Genomic DNA, 23428 nt, shown 5'->3' with positions numbered 1-23428 from the left:
ACAACGTCATGCAAGGCTGGGGCGCTATCGCGATTCTGAGCAGAAAGCAGGTCAATGACCTGTTGGCTCAGCATTGTATTGCCCGCCTGACCGAGAACGCCTGGTTACCGTCTGTTGACGGTTCAGTGGATACCATCGCGGGCAAACAGCGAGACGCCATTCACGGTTTTGTACTGGATGCACCGCGGTTGTCGTTCGAAAACGCTGATCTGGACACTGATCATGCGACCTTGAGCTGTACCGTCCTGGGCGGAACCTGGATGACCCTGACGCTCAACTCGGGCAACTGGCAGGTCCGCACCATCAAGGAGGCCAACCCTTTACTGGGCCCAAGGTTACTGCTGGATGTAAACCTGAACAAGGCACCCGGGCAGGTGGATGTCGATGGGCGCGTCATGCTCGATCTGCAGCACAGTGATGAGTTCAGGCTCACCCAGGCAGGAACAGAAGACGAGCAACGGTTGATCGGGGATATCTTCAAGAAAGCGTTCACCGATCTTCCGCAGGCGCAACGGGTTTTCGTATTGGGCAGGCTTGAAGCGCAAGAGGGCGAAGCCACCGGCCTGATGAGGCCGCAAGCCTTTATTCTCCGGGCTCAGGCCGCGCCTGGGGCAAGTCACTCGGCGGCCGATGACGGGGCCATTCTGGTCTGCATCAGCATGCAGGGGCAGGCAGTCGGCAGCACCATTCCACCCGGTTACCCGTATTTCATTCCCGATGATGCCGGCAAGAACTACTCGGCGACCGTGCTGTTTGATGGTCAGGTGATGCCCAAGGGACTGCTGATGCACATCGCCAACAGCTTCGACGACCCTGAGTTTTCCTTTCAGTACGATGCAGCGGGGGCCATATCGCAAGCGAGGCTGACGTCCGGAAAGCTGACCGTGCCGCCTTTGACGTTTGAGGAAACAGACCCTGAGACAGGTGAAATCATTTTCATCACCGTTCATGAGATGGAACTCAGGGCCGATCCCGGACAACCGGTCGAATTCAATGTCGCCGCTCAGAAAGTGACGATCAGCTGGGCCGTCAGGTCGCCCGTCACAGTGAGTTATAAGACCGACGAAATCACCGTTCCTTTCCCCTTTGAATTGGGCCTTGCACTGGAGGCGACTTATGAACTCAGCGGTCTGGAGTGGCACAGAACCGCCTATAAAGTCGAAAAATCCTACTTTGATGTTGTTCCGGGTTCAGATCAAAAGTCAGGCTGGTCTGAGCTGATCAAGCTCCTCATCGAGATCATCATCAGGGCCGTAACGGTGACGTACCAAACGATGTTGCTGGAAAATGTCAGCCGTAGTCTCGACCCTGTACTCGAAGAAACACTGCCCGCCCGCCAGGGCACTGAACGTTTTCTGGGTAAAAATATCAAGCTGGGCCTTGACCAGATCATCGAAAGCGACAGCCTTCATTTTCCTCGTGATGTGGCTGTATTTGGCCGTATTCATCCCGCCCTGGATCATTTTGTCGTCAGTCCGCTGCAGCCCGTCATCGCCGCTGGCAGCAGCCAGCCCTTCAGCGTCACGCCAGACGTGCAGGGGCTGGTCTGGTCGCTGGAAAGCCTGCACGGCAGCGCAGAGGGCATCGGAAGTATCAACAAAAGTTCCGGTTTGTATCAGGCCCCTACGGTCGGCTCGATCACGGGCACAGGTGTGCGCGTTCGAGTGGTTGCCACGCACAGTGCAACCGGTCATGTCAGCGCTGCGCTGGTGACCGTGGTAGCCAACAAGCTCAGCGTCGGCCCCGTCATTCAACTCTGTGACGCGAATGGAACGGTCGAGCTGGCGGCGCAGACCCTGAGCGCCGAGCCCTTGCAATGGTCGGTGCGGCCTACCGTGCCAGGGCAGGGCGGCACGCTCAGACCCAGCACGTTGCCCGATGGCGATCATACGTACGTCGCAAGCCCTCCGGTAGCCGGCACCACCTATGTGCTGGATGAAGTAAACATTACCAATGCGCTTGGCAGCCGCTCGGCATGGGTCCTTGTGGTAAACCACCGGCCAGGCCTGACAGTCAAGCCCCTGGCGAACCCCGATGTGTCGGCAGGGCGCATCCAGCTGCAGGCGCTCATCAACGGCGTCGTGTTAGAAGCAGACTGGACGCTACCGCTGGAGGGTACAGGGTCCATTGACGCCGACGGTCTCTATACCGAGCCTGAGGTTGCGCAAGCGCCTTTCGTGCTGGTCTTTGCCACGTTTACAGATCCCATTCTGGACAAGCTTGAAGGGCACATTATCCTGCCGTTGCCGTTACGGCAGTACCCGCAAGAGCTGGCGCTGATGGCAGCGCCTGCAAGCCGTCGATACCTTTCATCCCCAGACACGCCAGCCGCGGCGGCAAGTGCACCCGTGGCGTTTGCAGGCAACTCGCTGGAAAGCATCGTCACCTGGATGAAGAACCCCGGCAATAACGTCATGTGGGGCTGGGGGGCTATTGCTGCCCTCGCGCGCGGCAAGCTCAACACCTTGCTGCTGCAGGAGTACATCCATCGGTTTTCGTCGGACACGTATCTGCCCCCGATCAGCGGCGAGGTCCAGACCGTTGAAAACACGTGGAAGGAAGTCCTTGATCACTTCATTCTCGACGCACCCCGTCTGGCTTTTATCAATGATGATTTAGGCCGCTCACACGCAACATTGACCTGTGCAATGCTGGGTGGAACGCAACTCACCCAGTACAAGGACGTCGACATTTGGGAGGTTGAAAAGCTGATCTGTATTGATCCTCTGCAAGGACCCAGGCTGATACTCGATCTGAGCCTGGACGAGGTCCCCGGCATCGTCGAAGGCGATGGCCGGGTGCGACTTGATTTGAAGCACAGCGATAATTTCATTCTGACCTTCGCCCACACAGAACGTGAACGGAAACTGGGCGGTGATTTTTTCAAGGATCTTTTCAACACGCTTCCGGATCAACAGCGCATCTGGACGTTGGGCGTCATTCAGAAGGGCAGCGACCAGTTACTGCGGGCTCAATCGTTCAAGTTGCGCACGCAGGCAGATCCCCAGGCTTCGCGCGATACCCGTGCGGTGAGCCACGGCGACGGTGCCATGCTGGTTTTCATTCGCCTGGAAGGCAGTCAGGAGGGCGGAGACGTGCCCGCCGAATACCGGTATCTGATTCCGGACGACGCGGCCAAGCACTATTCAGCCACGGTGTTGTTCGAGGGCGCCCAGTTGCGTAAGGCGCTGCCGTTAATCGAGACGTTAGTGGCAGCAGTGTCGCGACTGATCACCGGCGCGCAGTTTACGTACACCCAGGATGCCACGGGAAGGGTCACGGAGGCCGTTGCGAAACAAGGCAACATCGATATTGCGGAGTCTTTTAAAGAAATGCACAGGCAGTGGGTCGACGACACATGGGTGACACCTCATGTCTGGAGGACGGGGGCGCGGTTCGATGTCAAAGGCTTGACTCCGATGTCGATGAAGCTGGAGGGTGACAGCAGCGTTAAGTTGACCTGGAAGGCCGAAGCCATCGAGGGGGCTATCGTGAACCTGGAAGGTTCTACTTTCCCACAATTTAGTGCGGTCAAAAGTACTACGGTCGATGTGACCTGTACGTACGAGTTTCTGGACGAAAACAATGACCTGGTCATCAAGCCGAGTTTGAATGTCACCTTCACACACGGAGGGCTGGATATTGAGGACCAATTGCCGACGCCCAGTTTAGGCATAGGCGCGTTAATAGGGTTTATAACTACGGCTATTCCCTCGTGGGATCAAGATCGGGTCGCGCCACGGCTAGAAGCACTGCTACAGCAAAAACTCAGTGCCAGCATTTCGGTGAGTTCATTTGTCCGTGAAAGTATCAGCCTCAACTTCAGCCAGGCCATTGTGACAGAGGCGTTACGTGCACCCCGTGATATTGCCGCGTTTGGCGCGGTCAACCCTGTCATGACGCATTTTGCGATCAGCCCGCTTGAACACGTGATGGGAGTCGATACCTCTTTTACATTTGCCACCGATCCGCCAGGCATCAAGGTGGCCTGGAGCATCGAAGACCTGCATGGCGACTCCGAGGATTTCGGTGCTATCAGTGGGGCCGGCAAGTACTACGCCCCGGAGGCGGGTGCATTTGCCGAAGCGTTCACGCGGGTCAGAGTCACGGCTACTACGTCCGACCACCGCAGCTCGGCACTGGTCACCGTGCTGGCCAACCCATTGACCGTTAACCCGCTGATTCAGGTCTGCGATGGGGGGAAATCGGTTGAACTGGCTGGCGGTGGATTGGGCGGGACGGACCTGGTGTGGTCGATCAAGAATCCAGTGGAGGGTAAGAGCGGCGAGCTGCAACCCAGCTCGCTGCCGGACAGCGATCAGACTTACACAGCGAGGGCGATCGAAAACTCCCCCGAAACCTATGTGCTGGACGAAATCGAAGTGGCCGGTGCGCAGGCCAGCGCATCGGCCTGGGTACTGGTGCGGCTGAAGGACCCGGCGCTGAGCATCCGCATCGTCGGTTCTGCAACGTCGTCGGGCCAGCTTCAGCTTCAGGCAGAGTTCAACAACAAACCCCAGACCGTTGCCTGGTCGATCGCTCTGAACGGTCCAGGTGCTATCGATGGCAACGGTCTTTACACCGCCGAGGCGCAAACAGAGCAGCGCTTTGTATTGATTTTCGCGGCGGTGGTCCACCCGTTACTCGGGACGATGGAGGGGCATATCATTTTGCCGTTGCCCCTCAACGCGTCGCCTCCGACACGTCAGATTGAAGGAAACGGATCACACTGAACAGAACGCAAGTCAGGTTGAACATATCGGTATCACAGGAGGTGATGTCATGGCTGGTTACTCGGCAGAAAGTCTGCTGGCATGGATGAAGAATACGACCCGCTTGAGAGGCTGGGACGCGTTGGTGGCGCTGGACGGTGCCAAGGTCAATCGCCTGATGGAGGAGGTTCACACGCAAGCGATAAGCGAGGGTCTGGCACAGCCGGTGCCGGACGCAAGCTTTACTGTTCCCGATACGAACATTTCCCATTTTTTCTCGGGTTTCGTGCTTGGCGCGCCCGCGCTGACGTTTGAACACAGCTCGCTTGAAAGTCCGCCGCTGGCAATGGAACTGGGCGTGATGGGTGGAACTCATGCGGTCATGGAAACGGTTCAAAACCAGAGCCATATCGTCAGGATGGCCGCCCACGGTCCGTCCGATGCACTTGGACTCAAGCTCGATCTGGAACTCGGCAGCAGCGATGCCAGACTGGTGGTGGACCCTGCCCAAGGTGAGAATTTCATGCTGGAGTTCCCCGGCACATTGACCGAGCAGCGGCAGGCGGGTGCGGTTTTTCAGCAAGCATTGCAGGCATCGGACAGCGCAGCCCGATCGATCCAGTTGGGCGTGTTCTCCGACGACAGCAACCCACTGTTCAGCGTGCGCAGAATTGATGTGCGGGCTCAGGTCGAGAGTCCAGAGGCCGAGAGCGGTCAGACGAATCAGGCATCAAGAAAAGGTGCCTTGCTGTTATTCACCACTCTGGAGCACGGCGTGACAGGTGGTTTTCCGGACGACAGCGCAGATTTTCGTTATCTGATCCCCAATGATGCGGACGCGCAGTATTCGGCGACCACGTTGATCTCGGCCCATGCACTTCATCGTGCTGCCTTTGGTTACGCCGTCATGGAGATGCTCAAGACACCTCAATTTGAATTCATTGTTCCGGCGGAACAGCCGCTGACGCAGATGGTGGCTCAGGCAGGGACTTTCGAGATCGCCGCCAGCCGTTATCAGACCGCGGATCTGGAATTTGAAGCGGACAGCTTCAGCGTTCCGGCAGTCAGCGAGAAGCAACCCCTGACCGTCGATTTCGAGGACTTTCAAGCCACGCAAAACTGGCACTTCCCGTGCACGCTGGGGTTTCGTTATCGGGCGCTGGACAGTGCTGAGTGGCAGGCAGAGACGGCCACCTTCGATGTCAATCTCAAGCATGAGTTTTATCTGGGTTCTGCAGGCGCTGACGGGCAAGACCTGGAAGGGCAGCTTTACGCGCCCTATCTTTATGACGATGAGGTCAGTCCTGCCGTGGGCCAGTTGGCAAACGTTCCAGCGGCGGTGGCGCAGCAAGTGAGTGGTTTCGTGGCCTACACCCTCAAGCTCGCCTTGCTCGAAGGGCTAAGCCACACGCTACAGGCCAGGGGTTACGAGCGTTTTCTGACTCATCTCAACCTGGGCAGTCAGCATAACCTGCAGCTTCAGCGCAGCGCATTGCCTCACGATCTGGCCGTGTTCGGTCAGGTTGGCCCTGGCGCGTCGGCATTCGTCATCGTAGAACAGCAGTCGCTGATCATGGCCGGCGGCAGTGTGCAACTGACCACCCAGCCCGCTCGCACGGACCTGGTGTGGAGCGTTGCCAATGCGCCTGACAGTGGCGACAGCAGCCCGGGGTCTGTCAGCGCACAGGGTGTTTACAAGGCACCCGACTCGCAGGCGATGGCCCAGGATTATCAGCGTGTGCTGATCACCGCCACTGACCCTTCGAGTGGACAGGGCAGCACCGCGTTGATAACGGTGCAAGCGACTCCGATCAGCGTTAACCCGCTGATCGAGGTGTGCAACTTCGGCGAGCAAGTGAAGCTTTCCGCAGGCAGTGTGACCGCAAGTGTTCTGGACTGGACGATCCAGCAAGCGCCAGGAAGCGGAAGCCTGACCCCTGATCCCGACTCCGGAGATGGCATGATCTACGTCGCAGGGCCAAAGGTCCCGGACCAGACCTACGTGCTCGACAGGATCACGGTCAGCGATGATCAGACTAGCGGATTCATCTGGGTGCTGGTCATTCAGCAAAAGCCGGCCCTGACGGTTGGTATCGTCGACGATGACTTGCCTCAAGGACAAGTCCGCCTGCAGGCCATGGCCAACGGCAATGTCATCCCCGGGGTCGAGTGGAGTTTGCCGGATGCGATGCCGGGCAAGGTCGACGCCAACGGCATCTACACCAGCAGCCCCGATAGCCATGAGCGTCTGGTGGTGATCTTTGCGCGGCTGTATGACGCTGATTGGGGTACGTTTGAAGGTCATATCATTCTGCCCCTGCCTCTGGCGAGCGCCTCTGGCATGGTCCAGGCACTGAAAACTACTGTCAGGCCCTGGTCCAGGGATCAGCTTCTCTCGCGCATGAGCGAAACTACCCTCACCGAAGGCTGGGACGCTGTCGCTGCGATCAGCCGGGCTGACATCAACCGTCAGCTTGAACAGCAATATGTCGAGCGCCACCAGAGCCTTCAGTTCCTGCCGCTGTTCGCCGGTGATGTGCCTCTGGATGATCGTAACGTTGAAAGCGTACGGCTGACGCAGGTCGTGCTGGGTGTACCCAACGTCGCCTTTGACGGCGCTGGCTCTGTGGTAACGGTGCATATGAACATCGTGGCCGGGCGTTACCACGCCACGCACACGCCTCGGGGCGCTGTGGCGGCGGTCTCGGGCAGCTTCAAGATCACCGAGCCGATGGGTTTTTTCCTGCAGATGAAGGTAACGCTGCTCGAAAGCAACGGTTACGTCACGCTGGATCTGGCAAAAGCGTCTGGTTTCATCTGCAACCTGGGGAGAAATGATGAGGCCGCAAACAAGCGTTTCGCCGATTTTTTCGCGGCGAATTTAAGGTCCGTACCGGCGCATCGCAGTGTCTTTCTGCTGACAGGTCTTGATCTGAGTGGTTACGGCGCTCAGTCGCCTGCCAGCTTCCGGGTCTACACCCAGAGCGCGCCGGGTGCGCAGGTCAAAGGTGCCAGCAATTATGGCGATGGTGCGTTGTTGCTGTTCATCAGGCTGCGTGGCAACGCTGAAGGGCGGTTTCCACCGTCCGATGATTTCCCCTACCTGATTCCCGATGACCTGGGGCCGAACGGTCAGCAAAAGTCGGGGGTGAGTCTGGTGCTTTCCCGGAAGGCGTTGCCAACCGACGCAGAGGATCGTTTGACGCTGTCCGACCGCTTTCGGACTGTCGGCGGCCACGTGTTCACTGCGGGCGAGGAGCACTCGGTGGGGGATCTTGCGATCTTCGGCACGCTTCGCTCGGAGCAGCCATCCATCACGCCGTTGTTCTCGACGATCAAGGCAGGACAGACTCAGGGTTTTGCCCTGCGCGACAGCGAGGGCCAGGAGATCCCGGCACTGAGCTGGCAGGCGCAAAGCCTGCAGAGTCACCTGGCAGCCGGGCATGGCAGCTTCGACGCCAGCGGCCTTTACACGGCAGTCAGCCCGGCACTTATGGGGCACGATGCCTTGCGTGTGGTGATCACCGCGAGCTATGAGGATGAAGGCAATACGCTGACTGTTTCGGCGCTGCTGAATGTTGTGTCCGATAGCATGGCGGTGTCACCGCAGATGATCGTGGTCGCTGGTGGTACCCAACCGCAGGCCGTTTTACTGAACGCCTCCACGCTGGACGGCAGTCCGGTGAAATGGGCGCTGCGCGGGGAGCTCTATGGCGAACTGAACGACAGCGGCCAGGGAACCATGTTCACGCCTGATGCGCGGTCTGGCAAAAGAGCGCTTGTTGCGCAACAGATAGAGGTCCAGGGCAGCGAGACAACGCGGGTGACCGTGCTGGTTGCCAACGGCCAGCAAACGCTGGTTATTGAGCCTGACTATTTGGCCTGGACAGGTGAAGACGAGTCGGTACAACTGCGTGAGGACGCTTCTATGCTGCCTGGCGCTCCCAGGCGCTGGACGGTCGAAAGTGGCGCTGGCAGTGTGGATGGTCAGGGATTGTTTACCTTCCCCACGCAAGATTGTGTTGGCGGCTGCAGTGTCGTGAGGTGCGAGATCGTCAATGGCGATGTCGTCATGGCGTATGGCTGCAGCGTTATTGAACTGTCCAAAGCCCCTCCCGAGCCTACGTGGTCGGAGCTGTCGCTCTTTACCGTCACTGTGCCGGGCGGCACCGAGGATATGAAAAAGGGTGAGATGTACCCCAACGGGTATCAACAACTCAAGTTTCTGATCAAGACCCAGACCATGCCCGTCAATGGCGAGGAAATCCCGTTAAGCGTATGCGAGAGGGCGAGCATGCGACTGGCGAGCGAAAACTCTGGTCAGGACATCCCGTTCCTGAGCGACCACTATGAGGGCATGCCTGAGGACGATGATGAGCAATGGCGCACGACAGGTAAGCCAAATCGGTTCGAACTGGCGATGGCTTCGACGAAAGCCTCGGCGTCGGACACCATAGCCGACATCGTGCCGCAGAATTTCTTCCTGCACAGTCGGGCGGCAGCAGGGGACGTCACCGACTTCTACGCCGTCTTCACAAAAGATAACAGTCTGAGGATGAGCTCACTTGACCTTGGAGACAAGAACAGCAGGATATCCATCAAGCCACGACCCTTGCCTGGTTACGCCAAGGAGAGCTACTCGTTCGAAGTCGAACGCATTTTCGGGGGGGAAACGCCCCCGTCGGTCGATCCGCCCAAAGACCAAAATGGCTCGCTCCTCCCCGACGACCCGTTCGATTTACACCTGAGCACGCTCGATTACTGGGAGTTGATTGTCAAATACCCTGCGACTGCCACGCATGTTCCTATAGAGGACCTGAAGTTTCTGCCCCTGCCAGAAACTAAGGACCATGCCAGTGAATCCATGATTCTTTGGGAAAGTGAACAACTGGCGGAACGCATGTTCAGTTGGACAGGCTATATATTCAATCCGAAGAATGCGCGCGATGGAGTCGTGGGCGCACGCCAGAAAAAAATACACTTCGATGAGAACCTTAAGGCGGTGGTGGAGGATGTGGAGTCTCTGGACATTGAAATTAAAGATGATGGTCAGTTTCTCTCGCTCGGTACGCTGTACATTAGCCTGCATCGGTCACAAAAGATGCCGTATAAAGTGCCCCGCGACCCCGCGCGTGCAAAGCTATCGACTTACATCAACGTCATGTTGATCGACACGCTAGGCAATGCTCACAAACTGAAGATCGGTTTTCTCGGAGAGTCCATTGTGGGCAGGCGCAACCGCCTGGAGGTCAAGCCGCTCTAACGTGCCTGATTACAATTTACACCAGGAACTGAATGACAGGAGTCTCATGATGAATGCGTTGACAAAAACACTCGCCTGCCTTGCCCTTGTCGGTTTTGCAGGATACGCCCAGCAGGGGGCGACTGCACCCGGTAGCGAGGCCCGTTTCCTGAAATTGTCCAGGGACCAGGACGGTGGGGGAAATAGCTGTTCGATTCCCATTATCCGGAAAGATATCCAACTGGGTGACGATGCGTATGGCTGTGAAAATGACGACATGAGGTGGTTCCAACTGGACAATGTGCGCTCGGCCACGCTTATCGTGTTTGAAAGCGAAGATTGTGATGATACATGGGGCTGGGTATACAAGATCAGAACGTACATTGATCCGATTACCACGGAACGGCATAGCATTGACAATCTTGAGGACCACACGAAAGGTGATATTTTAACGCGCGGTGTGGTGGTCGACTACATCAGGAAGCATGAAGGCTCGATCAATGACGGTAAGTTATCGTGCGTACGAATATATCCGTCCGAGTTACCGCCGCCTGATACTGGAAAGACGGGCAGTGAATGACGCTACCCGCGTGAACTGCGTGAACTGAACGACGCTGACTGTCTAACCGTTAAAAAGGACGTTAACGATGACTATTGCAACTTCCGTGCATTCCAATGCATTCAATTTCATGAGTTTCCTTACCGGCGGGGTCGACCCGCGGACCGGACAGTACACGATTTCGATTACCTTGCCCGATGTCAAAACCAACGGGCTGCGCGGCCCCGGACTGCCGCTGGCCCTCAATTACAACCCGCTCAACACTCAGGACAGCGGCTTTGGCCTGGGCTGGAATCTGCAGTTGTCCCAGTACACGCCCGGCAACCAGGTCATTTCCCTGAGCAGCGGCGAAACCCTCAAGGCCGACGGCACCTCGGGCGACGAGTTGTTGATGTCGGAGAAGAAAATCGACAGCTTCCACCTCTACAAACAGGACGATGACCATTTTCGCGTGGTCCATAAGTCGGGCCTCGTCGAGGAGCTGGAGATGATGGGCAGCACCGGTAACCGGGTCGCGTTGCCCAGGCGTGTGGTGGCGCTCGAAGGACATGGCCTCACCCTGGATTACATGGCATTTGCGACGCACCAGCGACTCAGGAGCGTCACCGATGATTCGGGGCAGACCCTGCTGGACATCGAGCGCGACGACACATCGGTCCTGTTCCGGCTGCACGCGGCGCAAGGTGCAGACGCCGAGTTCATCATGAGACTGGAGGGGTCGGACCGCCACGTCAGCCGCATTGAATTGCCCACCGACAACGGGGCGTCCTGGCGTTTCGGGTACGACCGGTTTCATGATCTTTTGTGCATCGACAGTGTGGACACGCCGGTGGGTGGACAAGAAAAAGTCTCTTATCAGGACAGTGGCCATGAATTCCCGGCCAGGACCGGGCGGAAACCGTTGCCCAGGGTTACTCGCCACGTTACGGATCCGGGGGCGGGTCAGCCCCCGGTGGATGTTCATTACACGTACAGCGACGGCCAGGGCCGAAACCATAATTTCCTCGGTGCAGGCCTCGACATCGTCTGGGAAGACAATGGACTCGACAATCTTTACCGCTATCAGGGCGCTGATGGTTATGACTATGTCACCACGGAGGAACTGCACCTCTATGGCTCGACTGTTGTGCGCACGATTCAGCGTGTCTTTAACCAGTTCCATCTGCTTACCAGCGAAACGACGACCCAGAACGGTTCGACCAAACGCGTGGAAACCGTTTATCCCATCGAGCCAGAGACACCCTTTTACATGCAGCCTAACCAGTGCCAGTTGCCCAGCGAGGTCATTACCACCTGGCTGGGTGCGCAAGATGCAACGGGGGTGAGGGCGCAGCGCAGCGAGTCGGTCAAGAGTGCCTATGACATTCACGGAAATCTGATTACGCAGACCCTGGCCAACGGCGTGATCGAAACCCGCGAATGGTATTCCGCCAGCGGCGAGGACGGTTGCCCGCCCGACCCTGAAGGGTTTGTGCGCAGCCTCAAGCTGCACACTGTCACCCCTGCGGTTTCCGAGTACGGTCAGGCACCCACGCTCAGTACAGGCTATCGCTACACAACGCTGCCTGCCATCGCAGGCAGTCAGGGTAAGGACTGGCTGGTGTTGCAGAGCGAAACCCTGACGCAGACCACCCCCGGTAACATGCCTGCGGCCGAGTGCGCAGTGCGCGCGTTCATCGGTCTTTTGTCCAGGCCTGATTCAGGCAGTCTGAAGGCGTTGCAGCAGTCGGCTGTTGAACTGGTCGGCACGCTGTTAGAACAGCTTGCTGACAGCGAGCAGAAATTACAGAAGACGCTGAGCGACTTGCTGCGCGTGCTGCTGAAGATGGCGCAGGGTTTCTGGCAGGATCTGCAGCGTGTTGCCAGCGAGCTCAGCGCGATTCTGGACAAGCAGGCTCAGAACACCCGGCAGGAGCTGCACACCACGGACTACGAGCACATAAACACCCCCGGCGATGCCTTCCAGCACGGCCGTGTTCGTCGGGAAACGCTGGTCATGGGCGGCCTGAGCACGACGACAGACTATGTATACAGCACTGAGGTCAGCCCGATTTTCGGTGAAAGTGTGCAACGTACAGTGAAGACCGTCACCGGTTTCGACGAGGCTCGCAAGGTTATTACCCTGGAGCATTCGCTGCTCAATGGCGAACCGCTGCTCAACCGCGACGATAACGATATCGAGATCCGCTACACCTACGATCGGCTGCGTCGTGTCCTGAGTGAAACCGTGGCACCCGGCACCGACTTCGAGGCCACACGCCGTTATGAGTACTCGTTGTGCGCCAGCACTGGCGAGCAGGCCCGGCAGGTCATATACGACGTCAAGGACGTGAAAACGGTCAGCGGCCTGGATGGCCTGCAGCGGGTGGTTTATGAGGAGCGCGACGACGCGGATAACCCGAATCGCGAGCGTGCCGCACTGCCGCGCCAGACCTACGAGGCCCTTTACGATCCGTGGGGGCAACTGATCGAGGAGACCGAATACGATTGGTTGGGAGAGGATGCATCGCCGCTGACCCGCACCTACGAATACGACGACTGGGGAGAGCAACGTTGCTTCGTCGGCCCGGACGGCGTGCGCAACCTTGAGGTGACCGATCCCATCGGCACGAATGAGTCCAAAGGCCCGATCCAGCGCAGTTGGACCGAAGGCAATGGTGTCAAGAGCGGGGAGACTGAAACCTGGCTGAACCTGTTCGAGAAGCCGACCCGTCGCGTGCGACGTAACCAGGCCAAAGAGGACATCAGCCTGAGCCGGTTTCACTATGACGGGCTGGGCCGCACCGCTGAAGAGATTGTCGGCCTTCCGGACGTCCTTGAGCGGCTCACGTTGTCCACGTATGACGCTTTCGACCGGGTCATCGAAACCACCCTGCCGGACGGAGCCATCGTGCGCCGCAGCTTTGCCAGTCACAGCGCGCAAGACCTGCCTACGCAAATCAGCGTTGAACACAACGGCAAACAGGTGATCCTCGGCGAGCAGGTGTTCGACGGCCTGGATCGCAAGATCAAGACCATCACCGGCGGGCGCGAGCGTTCGATGAATTACGATCCGGGCCAGTTGCAACCCAAGTCAGTCCTGACGCCCAGTGGGCAGGTCATCGCCTACGAATACCGTCCGCAGCTGTGCAGCGAGCCGTTGCTGCGTAAGCTGCCTGGAACCACCGCCAGCTATGAGTACGACCCCCTCAATGCGCGTCTGCGGCGCTCGCTGGAGGAGGGCGAGCAGCTGGATCGCGATTACTACAGCACGGGTGAACTGAAAAGCGAACAGCGTGTGTCCAACGGTGTTCCATACACCATGCAATACCTTCACAGCCGGCTCGGTCGCCTCCTGGCCTACACCGACGTACTGGATCAGGAGCAGACCTACCTGTACAACGCCGCCGGACAGCTGGAGTCGACCGAGCTGGGAACCACGTCTGCGACGTTCACCTATGATGCCCTGGGGCGCACCGCCAGCATCACCACAATAGACAGTGCCGCCGGACAGCAGGTTGTCACCAGCCTTGAGTACGACGATCTGGGTCGGGAAATTCGCCGCAATTTCGACCTGGCTGGTGTCGAACAGCATCTGGAACACGTGTATGGCGATGACGATGACATGCTCGAACGCAGGCTGTATGAAGGGACCCTTCTGTTGCGCGATGAACGTTATCGGTATGACCCGCGCGGCCGTCTGACCCAATACACCTGCAGTGGGTCACAATGCCCCACAGACCCGTATGGCAAAGTCATCACCCAACAGCTTTTCAGTTTCGATGGGTTGGACAACCTGACCCTGGTCATGACCTACTTTGACGGCGTTTTTAATCGGGCCCGCTATTTTTATGAAGGCATTGATCCGGTGCAGTTGAGCCGCGTTACAAACACCCATTCCGACTACCCATCCGAGATCAGACTGGAATACGACGCGGACGGCAATCTGATTCTTGATGAGGCCAGCCGTACCCTGGTGTATGACGCGCTGGGTCGCCTGGTGGAGATCAGCGCCGAGCCCTTTGATGCGCCATCTGCCAATGATGTGCCAGACAGTACGACGGGTCAGACGCTGATGGATGATGATTCGCCCGGGCAGCCGCTGGAAAAAAATGGAGTCAGTGATTGAACCGAGCGTTGAAGCGCTTTCGCAGACCGGGCATGGATACTCCTGTTCATGCCCGGCCTGATCCGTCTTGATGAGCGATGCTGCGAAAACCGCCGTTGCAGTCAACGGCTATCTCGAGAATACGCCTCCCTGGTCGAGCGCCATGACGAGCGCTGCGCGCATTGAGCTGACGCCGAATTTGCGGCGAATGTTGCAGGCATGAAAATTCACCACCGCTTCGCTGCGGCCTTGAATCCGGGAAATCTCCCACGCGGATTTACCCAGCGCAATCCAGTGCATGACTTCCTGCTCTTTGGGCGTCAGAACGACCCGTGTCGCTGTCGTGTTCAGCGGCGAAGGATTCACAGCGTCGGCTGCGTCGTTGCGACTGTAGTTTTGAGGGTTCATTGCGGACTTCTCCTTGTCCAGTTTTGTACATCGCCACCATAACGCCTCGCTCGCGGGCTGAAACCTGTCAGAAATCGCAGTCCGGCCCCAGAGAAAACGCGATCTTTACGGCTTTTTTACGCCACAGAGCCGGCCCTGCTCTCGTTCCTTTACACCCTTGATCCTGACAATGCCATTACGCGGCCATCGCGCTAATCGACGTGGCCTGATCATGGGGAAATTGCAATGAGCGTTATGGATGGTATCTCTCTGTTGATGGGAGTCGGGCTGTTCATCTATCTGTTGGTGGCGCTGCTGCGCGCCGACCAGAACTAGGAGCGGCCATGCACAGTTATGACTATCTGTTGATCCTGGCCTTTCTGGTGCTGCTGCTGTTGCCTGCACCCTGGCTTGGGCGTTTCTATTATCGGGTGATGGAAGGCGAGCGAACCTGGCTCAGCCCGGTACTGGGGCCTGTAGAGCGGGCCTGTTACCGGATATCCGGCGTCGATCCACAGGTGGAGCAGTCCTGGAAACAGTACGCCTGGGCCTTGCTGGCGTTCAATCTGGCAGGCTTTGTTGTGCTGTTCGCGATCCTGCTGTTGCAGGGCGTGCTGCCGCTCAACCCGCAGCAGTTGCCGGGCATGGAGTGGTCGCTGGCGTTCAACACCACCATGAGTTTTGTCACCAACACCAACTGGCAGGCCTACAGTGGGGAAGCGTCGCTCAGCTACCTGAGCCAGATGGTGGGTCTGACTGTGCAGAACTTCGTCAGCGCCGCCACCGGTCTGGCCGTGCTGGTCGCGTTGTGCCGAGGCATCAGCCGTCGTTCTTCCAACAGCCTGGGCAATTTCTGGGCCGACATGACCCGCGCCACGCTGTACGGCCTGCTGCCGGTCAGCATCGTGCTGGCGGTATTTCTGGTCTGGCAGGGCGTGCCGCAAAGCTTTGCGCATTACATCGACGCGTTGACGTTGCAAGGCGCCGACCAGAGTTTGCCGATGGGACCTGCTGCGAGTCAGATCGCAATCAAACAGTTGGGCACTAACGGCGGTGGCTTCTTCGGTGTCAACTCGGCGCACCCGTTCGAAAACCCGACGGCCTGGAGCAATCTGTTCGAACTGGTCTCGATCCTGCTGATCCCGGCTGCGCTGGTGTTCACCTTCGGTCATTACGTCAAGGACATGCGCCAGAGCCGCGCGATTCTCGGTTGCATGCTGGCGTTGCTACTGATTGGCGGCGCGGTGTCGCTGTGGGCCGAATACCAGCCCAACCCGGCGCTGAACCTGGCAGGTGTTGAACAGACTGCGCCGCTGGAAGGCAAGGAAACCCGTTTCGGCACCACTGGCACAGTGCTCTGGTCGGTGGCAACCACAGCGGCGTCCAACGGTTCGGTCAATGGCATGCATGACAGCCTCAACCCGCTGACGGGCATGGTCGCGCTGGTCAATATGATGGTCGGTGAAGTGATCTTCGGCGGCGTCGGTGTCGGCCTCAACGGCATGCTGCTGAACGTGCTGATCGCGGTGTTTCTGGCAGGCCTGATGATCGGGCGTACGCCGGAATATCTGGGCAAGAAGCTGCAGGCGCAGGAAGTCCGGCTGCTGGTCGCGACACTCTTGGTGATGCCGGTCGGCGTGCTGGTGCTGGGCGCCATCGCTGCCAGCCTGCCGGGGCCTGCGGGTGCAATCAGCAACCCCGGCCCGCACGGTTTCAGTCAGTTGCTCTATGCCTACACCTCGGCCACGGCCAACAACGGCTCGGCGTTTGGCGGTTTCAGTGCCAATACCGTGTTTCATAACCTGATGCTCAGCCTGGCGATTTTCATCGGTCGGTTCGGCTACATCCTGCCGGTTCTTGCACTGGCCGGCAGCCTGGCGATGAAGAAGAGCGTGCCGCAGGGCCAGAACAGCTTCCCGACTCACGGCCTGCTGTTTGTCACCCTGCTGACCGTGACCATTCTGCTGGTCGGTGGCCTGACCTTCCTGCCAACCCTGGCACTGGGTCCGATTGCCGAACACTTGAGCCTGGGTTTCTGAGGAACCAAACATGAATATGCCTATTTCTTCTGCCAAACAGGCGCAATCCCAAGCCGCCCAAACAACCGCCAAAACCGGTATTGCGGCCCTGTGGCGTCCGGCGCTGGTGCAGGCCTTCGTCAAGCTGGACCCGCGTCTGCTCAAGCGTTCGCCGGTGATGCTGGTGGTGGAACTGACCGCCATCCTCACCACGGTGCTGTGCTTTATTCCTGACACGCAGGTATCGACCTCGGTCGCGGTACAGATCGCGCTGTGGCTATGGTTCACCGTGCTGTTCGCCAACTTCGCCGAAGCGCTGGCCGAGGGTCGTGGCAAGGCCCGGGCCGACAGCCTCAAGGCCGGCAGCGAAGGACTCAAGGCGCGCATCCGCGACGAGAACGGCAGCCTGCGCACGATCAACGCCAGCGAATTGCGCAAGGGCGATGTGGTGCGCGTCGAAGCCGGTGAGATGATTCCCGGCGACGGCGAGGTCATCGAAGGCATCGCAGCGGTCAACGAAGCGGCGATTACCGGTGAATCCGCGCCGGTGATTCGTGAGTCCGGCGGCGACCGCTCGGCCGTCACCGGCAACACGCGACTGGTGTCCGACTGGCTGCTGGTGCGCATCAGCGCCAACCCCGGCGAGTCGACCCTGGACCGCATGATCGCGCTGGTGGAAGGTGCCAAACGTCAGAAAACCCCGAACGAAGTGGCGCTGGATATCCTGCTGATCGGCCTGACCCTGATCTTCCTGCTGGTGGTCATCACCCTGCAGCCGTTCGCCCACTTCGCCGGTGGCAGCCTGCCGCTGGTGTTTCTGGTCGCGCTGCTGGTGACGTTGATTCCGACCACCATCGGTGGCCTGTTGTCGGCCATCGGTATCGCCGGTATGGACCGGCTGGTGCGCCTCAATGTGATCGCCAAGTCCGGTCGCGCCGTGGAAGCGGCGGGTGACGTGCACGTGTTGCTGCTCGACAAGACCGGCACCATCACGTTCGGCAACCGTCGTTGCGCCGCTGTCTATGCAGCCCCCGGCGTGACACCCAAAGAGTTGGGCGAGGGTGCCTTGCTGGCTTCGCTGGCCGACGACACCGCCGAAGGCAAATCCATCGTCGAGTTCCTGCGCAACCTGCACCCGATGAACGAACCGACACTGGGTTCAGTGACTGCCGTGCCGTTCAGCGCCGACACCCGCTTGTCCGGCGTCGATTATCAAGGCCATGTGTACCGCAAGGGCGCGGTGGACTCGCTGCTGGCATTCATCAACCTGCAACGCAGCGATTTGCCTGCTGCCCTGGCCCGTGAAGTCGACAAGATCGCCAAGACCGGCGGTACGCCGCTGCTGGTGTGCGCCAACGGTCGCCTGCTGGGCGCGATTCACCTCAAGGACGTGGTCAAGCCGGGTATTCGCGAGCGTTTCGAAGAACTGCGCAAGCTGGGTATCCGCACGGTCATGGTGACGGGCGACAACCCGCTCACGGCAGCGGCGATTGCCGCAGAGGCGGGCGTGGATGATGTGCTGGCTGAAGCCACACCCGAGAAGAAACTGGAGCGGATTCGTCAGGAGCAGGGCGAAGGTCGTCTGGTCGCCATGTGCGGCGATGGCGCCAACGACGCCCCGGCACTGGCGCAGGCTGACGTCGGTATGGCGATGAACGACGGTACGCAGGCCGCTCGTGAAGCGGCCAACATGGTTGATCTGGACAGCGACCCCACCAAGCTGCTGGACGTGGTGCACATCGGCAAACAGTTGCTGGTGACACGCGGCGCGCTGACCACGTTCTCCATCGCCAATGACGTGGCCAAGTACTTCGCGGTACTGCCCGCATTGTTCGCTGCGATCTACCCGCAACTGGGCGTGCTCAACGTCATGCAACTGGCCAGCCCGCAGAGCGCGATTCTGTCGGCGATCATCTTTAACGCCCTGATCATCGTGGTGCTGATTCCACTGGCCCTGCGTGGCGTGCGTGTTCAGGCGGCCAGCGCGGCGCACCTGCTGCGTCGCAACCTGTTGATCTACGGCGTGGGCGGCATCTTCGTACCGTTCGTAGGGATCAAGCTGATTGACATGCTGCTGGTCGTACTTGGCCTGGTTTGAGTTGAGCCCTGAGCTGCACGCCGGTCGGTGTGCAGCTTCACCTGATTGAGGATGTGCAAGATGTCGAATGTATTGCGTCCGGCCCTGAGCCTGATCGTGTTGATGAGCCTGATCACCGGTGTGGCCTATCCGCTGGTGGTGACTGGAGTCGCGCAAGTGGCATTCCCGGCGCAGGCCAATGGCAGCCTGCTGTATGACAAGGACGGCAAGGTGCGCGGATCGGAACTGATCGCCCAGGCGTTTACCGGTGATGAGTGGTTCCAGCCGCGTCCTTCGGCCGGTGCTTTCGCGACCGTGGCCAGTGGTGCCAGCAACTTTGCCCCCAGCAACCCGGCGCTGGTCAGCCGTGTCACCGACGATGCCGCCAAACTGGCCGTGCCAGGCCAGGGACCGGTGCCACTGGCGTTGCTGACCACCTCCGGCAGCGGTCTTGATCCGCACCTGTCGCCCGAAGCCGCAGCCTGGCAGGCGGCGCGCGTGGCCAGCGCACGGCAGTTGCCTCTGGGTAAGGTTCAGGCGTTGATAGACGCCAACACACAACGCCCGTTGATCGGCCCGCCTGTGGTCAACGTATTGACCTTGAATATGGGCCTGAATCAGTTACCGTCTGCACAACGCAACGCGCAGCTGTAACATTCGCTGACATAATGCGCGCCGCGTACTGTGGGAGGCGGCTTGCCGGCGATGAGCGATGACACGGTTCGTCTGACTCACCATGCCGGCTTGATCGCCGGCAAGCCGCCTCCCACGGTCATGTGTCTACTGTTAAGCCGCGCAGTGTCAGAGAGCACGACATTTTTCCGGCCGTCATGATAGTCAACCGGCGCCCTGGCCACACCGAAAGAGAGTGATACCCAACGTGAGTGATTCCGGTCGAGCAGACGCATTACTGGCTCAATTGCCCCGCGACGGCCGAGGGCGGCTGAAGGTTTTTCTGGGCGCAGCGCCGGGTGTGGGCAAGACCTACGCCATGCTGCAAGCCGCTCACAAGCAGTTGCGCCAGGGCGTGAACGTCATGGCCGGCGTTGTGGAAACGCACGGCCGCGCGGAAACCGAAGCGTTGCTCAACGGCTTGCCGCAACAGCCGCTGTTGCGCAGTGAATACCGTGGCATGACGCTGGAAGAAATGGACCTGGACGCCTTGCTCAAGGCTGCGCCGAGCCTGGTCCTGGTCGATGAGCTGGCGCACAGCAACGCGCCCGGCAGTCGTCACGCCAAGCGCTGGCAGGACATTCAGGAGTTGCTGGCTGCGGGTATCGACGTCTATACCACCGTCAACGTTCAGCACTTGGAAAGCCTCAACGATCAGGTGCGCGGTATCACCGGCGTTCAGGTGCGCGAGACGTTGCCGGACTGGGTGTTGCAGGAAGCCTTCGACCTGATCCTGATCGACCTGCCGCCCCGCGAACTGCTGGAGCGGCTGCGCGAGGGCAAGGTCTATGTGCCGGAACAGGCACGGGCGGCCATCGATGCATTCTTCACCCCCACCAACCTCAGTGCGCTGCGCGAACTGGCCATGCAGACCGCTGCGACCCAGGTCGATAACGACCTGGCGCAGGGTTATCGACAGCTGGGGCAGGCCGCTCCGGCGGTGCGCGGTCGTCTGTTGGTGGGTATCGACGGGGATGCGCAGGCCGAGCGTCTGGTGCGCCATGCCAGCCGGGTCGCGCAGCGTCGCCACTTGCCGTGGAGCGCGGTGCATGTCGATGACGGGCAGACGCTGGACGAACAGTCTCGTGCACGCCTGCAAGGTGCCCAGCAACTGGCCGAGCGGCTGGGCGGTGAAGTGGTTCCCCTGCGTGCCGGAGAAGTGGCCAGGACCCTGATTCAGCATGCCGTGGAACGACGGGCCAACGTGGTGCTGGTCGGTCAGTCGCACCGGCATTGGCATCGGCGTCTGTTTGGGGGCGGTGTCGCCGCCAGGCTGCTGCGCGAAGGACACGGACTGGAAGTCTGCGTGCTGGACGACAGCGAACAACAGCCTGATCAGCCTCCACGCGCCCGGCCGCTGCGCGAGGTGGTGTGGTTCGACTACGGCCTGGCGCTGATCGCGACCCTGCTGGCCAGTCTGGTGGCGTGGGGTGTCTCGGGCGTGCTGGCGTTGCCCAATATTTCATTGATCTTTCTCGCGGCCGTGCTGCTGGTGGCGGTACGCAGCAGCATGGGGCCAGCATTGGCCTGCGCGGGGCTGTCGTTTCTGGCGTATGACTTTCTGTTCATTCCCCCCAACTTCTCGCTCAGTATCCAGCGCGACGAGGACGTGCTGACCCTGCTGTTTTTCCTGCTCATGTCCGCCCTGACCGGCAAGCTGGCGGCGCGGCAGCGTCGGCAATTGCAGGCATTGCGTGATACTCAGGAACAGACCAGCGAATTGCTGGACCTGTCACGCAAGATGACGGCCGCCACCGACAGCAAAGCGGTGTTCCATGCGGCCGAACAGCATTTCAGCGGCTGGAAGGAGTTGAAGCTCTGCCTGCTGGACCGCGACACGCAGGGCGGCTGGACCGTCGAAACCGGCGGGCCGCTGACCTTCACGGAAGCCGAGCGCGCCGCCGCCGACTGGGCCTGGCAGCATGAGCAACCGGCGGGCAGCGGCACCGGCACCTTGCCGTCGGGCCAATGGTGGTGGTGGCCGATCACCGCCGAAGAAGGACCGCTGGCGTTGCTCGGCGTCACGGCGCGCAAAGGTCAATCGTTCACGGCGCAGCATCGACGCTTGCTGGCGGCGCTGACCCAGCCGTTGGCTCAGGCGCTGGCGCGAGCGCAACTGGCCGAAGAGCTGGAGGCTGCTCGTCTGCACGGCGAAACCGAACAACTACGCAGCGCCTTGCTGGCTTCGGTGTCCCACGACCTGCGCACGCCGCTGACGTCCATGCGCGGCAGCATCGACAGCCTGCTGGCGCTGGGCGAGGCCATCCCGCTGCAGGACCGCCGTGAGCTGCTCGAGGGCACGCGCGATGAAGCCGAGCGTCTTGACCGTTATATCCAGAACCTGCTGGACATGACCCGCCTGGGGCACGGCGCATTGAAACTGGCCCGCGACTGGGTGTCGCCCGCCGACATCGTCGGCAGCGCCCTCAATCGTTTGCGTGCGGTCATGACGCCGTTGCAGGTCAGCGCTCAGGTCGCCGAGGCGCTTCCGCTGCTGTACGTGCATGCCGCGCTGATCGAGCAGGCGCTGGTCAATGTGCTGGAAAACGCCGCGCGCTTCTCGCCGCCGGGGGGACGTTTGCACGTGGCGGCGGGCGTGATCGACAGCGAGCTGTTTTTCTCTGTCAGCGATGAAGGCCCGGGTATTCCCGAGGATGAGCGCGCCAGGATTTTCGACATGTTCTACACCGCAGCACGCGGCGACCGGGGCGGGCAGGGCACCGGCCTCGGGCTGGCGATCTGTCAGGGCATGGTCGGGGCACATGGCGGGCGGTTGAGCGTGGACGAAGGCATCGATGGCCTGGGCACGTGCATCACCTTGTTTCTGCCGCTGCAGACTCAGCCGGATGCTGAAGTGGAGGAGTCGGCTTGAGTCGATCCCGGGTTATGCTTGTGCTCCATCCCCGTATTGCGACGGCAGCGCACTCATGAGTCAGACGGCAACCATTCTGGTGATCGACGACGAGCCGCAGATCCGCAAGTTTTTGCGCATCAGCCTCGTGTCGCAAGGCTACAAGGTGCTGGAGGCGGCCACCGGCGCGGAGGGACTGACCCAGGCAGCGTTGAACAAACCGGACCTGGTGGTGCTCGACCTGGGCTTGCCGGACATGGACGGCCAGCAGGTGCTGAGCGAGTTTCGCGAATGGTCGGCGGTGCCGGTGCTGGTGCTGTCGGTGCGTGCCAGTGAAGCGCAGAAGGTTCAGGCGCTGGATGCAGGCGCGAACGATTATGTGACCAAGCCCTTCGGAATTCAGGAGTTTCTGGCCAGGATCAGGTCGTTGCTGCGCCAGGTTGCAGGCAGTGAAAAACCTGAATCCGCGCTGATCTTCGGCCCGCTGACCGTGGACCTGGCCTACCGTCGCGTGCTGCTGGACGGCAACGAAGTCAGCCTGACCCGCAAGGAATACGCGGTGCTGGCGCAACTGGCGCGTCACCCCGGACGCGTCATCACCCAGCAGCAACTGCTCAAGGACATTTGGGGCCCGACCCACACCGAAGACAGCCACTACCTGCGCATCGTCGTCGGGCACCTGCGCCAGAAACTGGGCGACGATCCCACTGCGCCGAGGTTCATCCTGACTGAAGCGGGCGTGGGGTACCGGTTGCTGGGCAGGGATTGAGCACGATCGTGGCCCGGTCGGTCGAGGGACTGGCTGATGAACCGGTTTTCAACC

The 23428-nt window shown here is 60.0% G+C and carries 11 protein-coding genes; 10 read left to right on the top strand and 1 reads right to left on the bottom strand.

Going from position 1 to position 23428, the window contains the following annotated elements:
* Positions 1–260 precede the first annotated feature (260 nt).
* From BUB69_RS29180 to BUB69_RS18960, 4 genes are all read left to right on the top strand, one after another.
* A complete protein-coding gene (locus BUB69_RS29180) occupies positions 261–4733 on the top strand; it encodes a hypothetical protein (protein ID WP_245825300.1) in 4473 nt (1490 codons plus the stop codon).
* Between the two features lie 49 nt (positions 4734–4782).
* Positions 4783–9975, top strand: a complete 5193-nt coding sequence (locus tag BUB69_RS18970; RefSeq protein WP_073169419.1) for a hypothetical protein — start codon at positions 4783–4785, stop codon at positions 9973–9975.
* A 46-nt stretch (positions 9976–10021) separates the two neighbouring features.
* Complete coding sequence (locus BUB69_RS18965) at positions 10022–10534, top strand: hypothetical protein (RefSeq protein ID WP_141121876.1); 513 nt, start codon at positions 10022–10024, stop codon at positions 10532–10534.
* 67 nt (positions 10535–10601) lie between these two features.
* A complete protein-coding gene (locus BUB69_RS18960; RefSeq protein WP_073169415.1) occupies positions 10602–14621 on the top strand; it encodes an RHS repeat domain-containing protein in 4020 nt (1339 codons plus the stop codon).
* Between the two features lie 108 nt (positions 14622–14729).
* Here the strand turns inward: BUB69_RS18960 and BUB69_RS18955 are convergent, their stop codons facing one another.
* Positions 14730–15008, bottom strand: a complete 279-nt coding sequence (locus BUB69_RS18955; protein WP_084537127.1) for a helix-turn-helix domain-containing protein — start codon at positions 15006–15008, stop codon at positions 14730–14732.
* Positions 15009–15233: 225 nt separating this feature from the next.
* On the opposite strand from BUB69_RS18955, the gene kdpF reads away from it, so the two are divergent.
* The 6 genes from kdpF to BUB69_RS18925 all read left to right on the top strand — a co-directional run bounded on the left by kdpF (position 15234) and on the right by BUB69_RS18925 (position 23374).
* The gene (gene kdpF, locus BUB69_RS18950; RefSeq protein WP_004882540.1) at positions 15234–15323 is read left to right on the top strand and encodes a K(+)-transporting ATPase subunit F; all 90 of its coding nucleotides are present in this window, start codon (positions 15234–15236) and stop codon (positions 15321–15323) included.
* Between the two features lie 8 nt (positions 15324–15331).
* A complete protein-coding gene (kdpA, locus tag BUB69_RS18945) occupies positions 15332–17026 on the top strand; it encodes a potassium-transporting ATPase subunit KdpA (protein WP_073169413.1) in 1695 nt (564 codons plus the stop codon).
* Positions 17027–17042: 16 nt separating this feature from the next.
* Positions 17043–19103: a potassium-transporting ATPase subunit KdpB gene (kdpB, locus tag BUB69_RS18940; RefSeq protein WP_425439387.1), complete on the top strand. Its 2061-nt coding sequence runs from the start codon at positions 17043–17045 to the stop codon at positions 19101–19103.
* Positions 19104–19163: 60 nt separating this feature from the next.
* Positions 19164–19736, top strand: a complete 573-nt coding sequence (gene kdpC, locus BUB69_RS18935) for a potassium-transporting ATPase subunit KdpC (protein ID WP_073169410.1) — start codon at positions 19164–19166, stop codon at positions 19734–19736.
* A 226-nt stretch (positions 19737–19962) separates the two neighbouring features.
* Entirely contained in the window at positions 19963–22626 is a 2664-nt protein-coding gene (locus BUB69_RS18930; RefSeq protein ID WP_073169408.1) for a sensor histidine kinase, read from the top strand.
* 55 nt (positions 22627–22681) lie between these two features.
* On the top strand, positions 22682–23374 hold the full coding sequence (locus BUB69_RS18925) for a response regulator (protein WP_024686146.1): 693 nt from the start codon (positions 22682–22684) through the stop codon (positions 23372–23374).
* Positions 23375–23428 lie beyond the last annotated feature (54 nt).

Origin of the sequence: Pseudomonas asturiensis, from assembly GCF_900143095.1 — a bacterium.
In the GTDB taxonomy this organism is placed as follows: Bacteria; Pseudomonadota; Gammaproteobacteria; order Pseudomonadales; family Pseudomonadaceae; genus Aquipseudomonas; species Aquipseudomonas asturiensis.
The sequence above is the reverse complement of the archived record's forward strand: the minus strand, read 5'-3'. Positions and strand labels throughout refer to the sequence as shown.

What these genes read in the sequence shown, in the direction of transcription:
- BUB69_RS29180 (WP_245825300.1), top strand. Translation starts at nt 261, where the DNA reads ATGACCCTGACGCTCAACTCGGGCAACTGGCAGGTCCGCACCATCAAG.
- BUB69_RS18925 (WP_024686146.1), top strand. Translation starts at nt 22,682, where the DNA reads ATGAGTCAGACGGCAACCATTCTGGTGATCGACGACGAGCCGCAGATC.
- kdpB (WP_425439387.1), top strand. Translation starts at nt 17,043, where the DNA reads ATGCCTATTTCTTCTGCCAAACAGGCGCAATCCCAAGCCGCCCAAACA.
- BUB69_RS18970 (WP_073169419.1), top strand. Translation starts at nt 4,783, where the DNA reads ATGGCTGGTTACTCGGCAGAAAGTCTGCTGGCATGGATGAAGAATACG.
- kdpF (WP_004882540.1), top strand. Translation starts at nt 15,234, where the DNA reads ATGAGCGTTATGGATGGTATCTCTCTGTTGATGGGAGTCGGGCTGTTC.
- kdpA (WP_073169413.1), top strand. Translation starts at nt 15,332, where the DNA reads ATGCACAGTTATGACTATCTGTTGATCCTGGCCTTTCTGGTGCTGCTG.
- BUB69_RS18960 (WP_073169415.1), top strand. Translation starts at nt 10,602, where the DNA reads ATGACTATTGCAACTTCCGTGCATTCCAATGCATTCAATTTCATGAGT.
- kdpC (WP_073169410.1), top strand. Translation starts at nt 19,164, where the DNA reads ATGTCGAATGTATTGCGTCCGGCCCTGAGCCTGATCGTGTTGATGAGC.
- BUB69_RS18965 (WP_141121876.1), top strand. Translation starts at nt 10,022, where the DNA reads ATGATGAATGCGTTGACAAAAACACTCGCCTGCCTTGCCCTTGTCGGT.
- BUB69_RS18955 (WP_084537127.1), bottom strand. Translation starts at nt 15,008, where the DNA reads ATGAACCCTCAAAACTACAGTCGCAACGACGCAGCCGACGCTGTGAAT.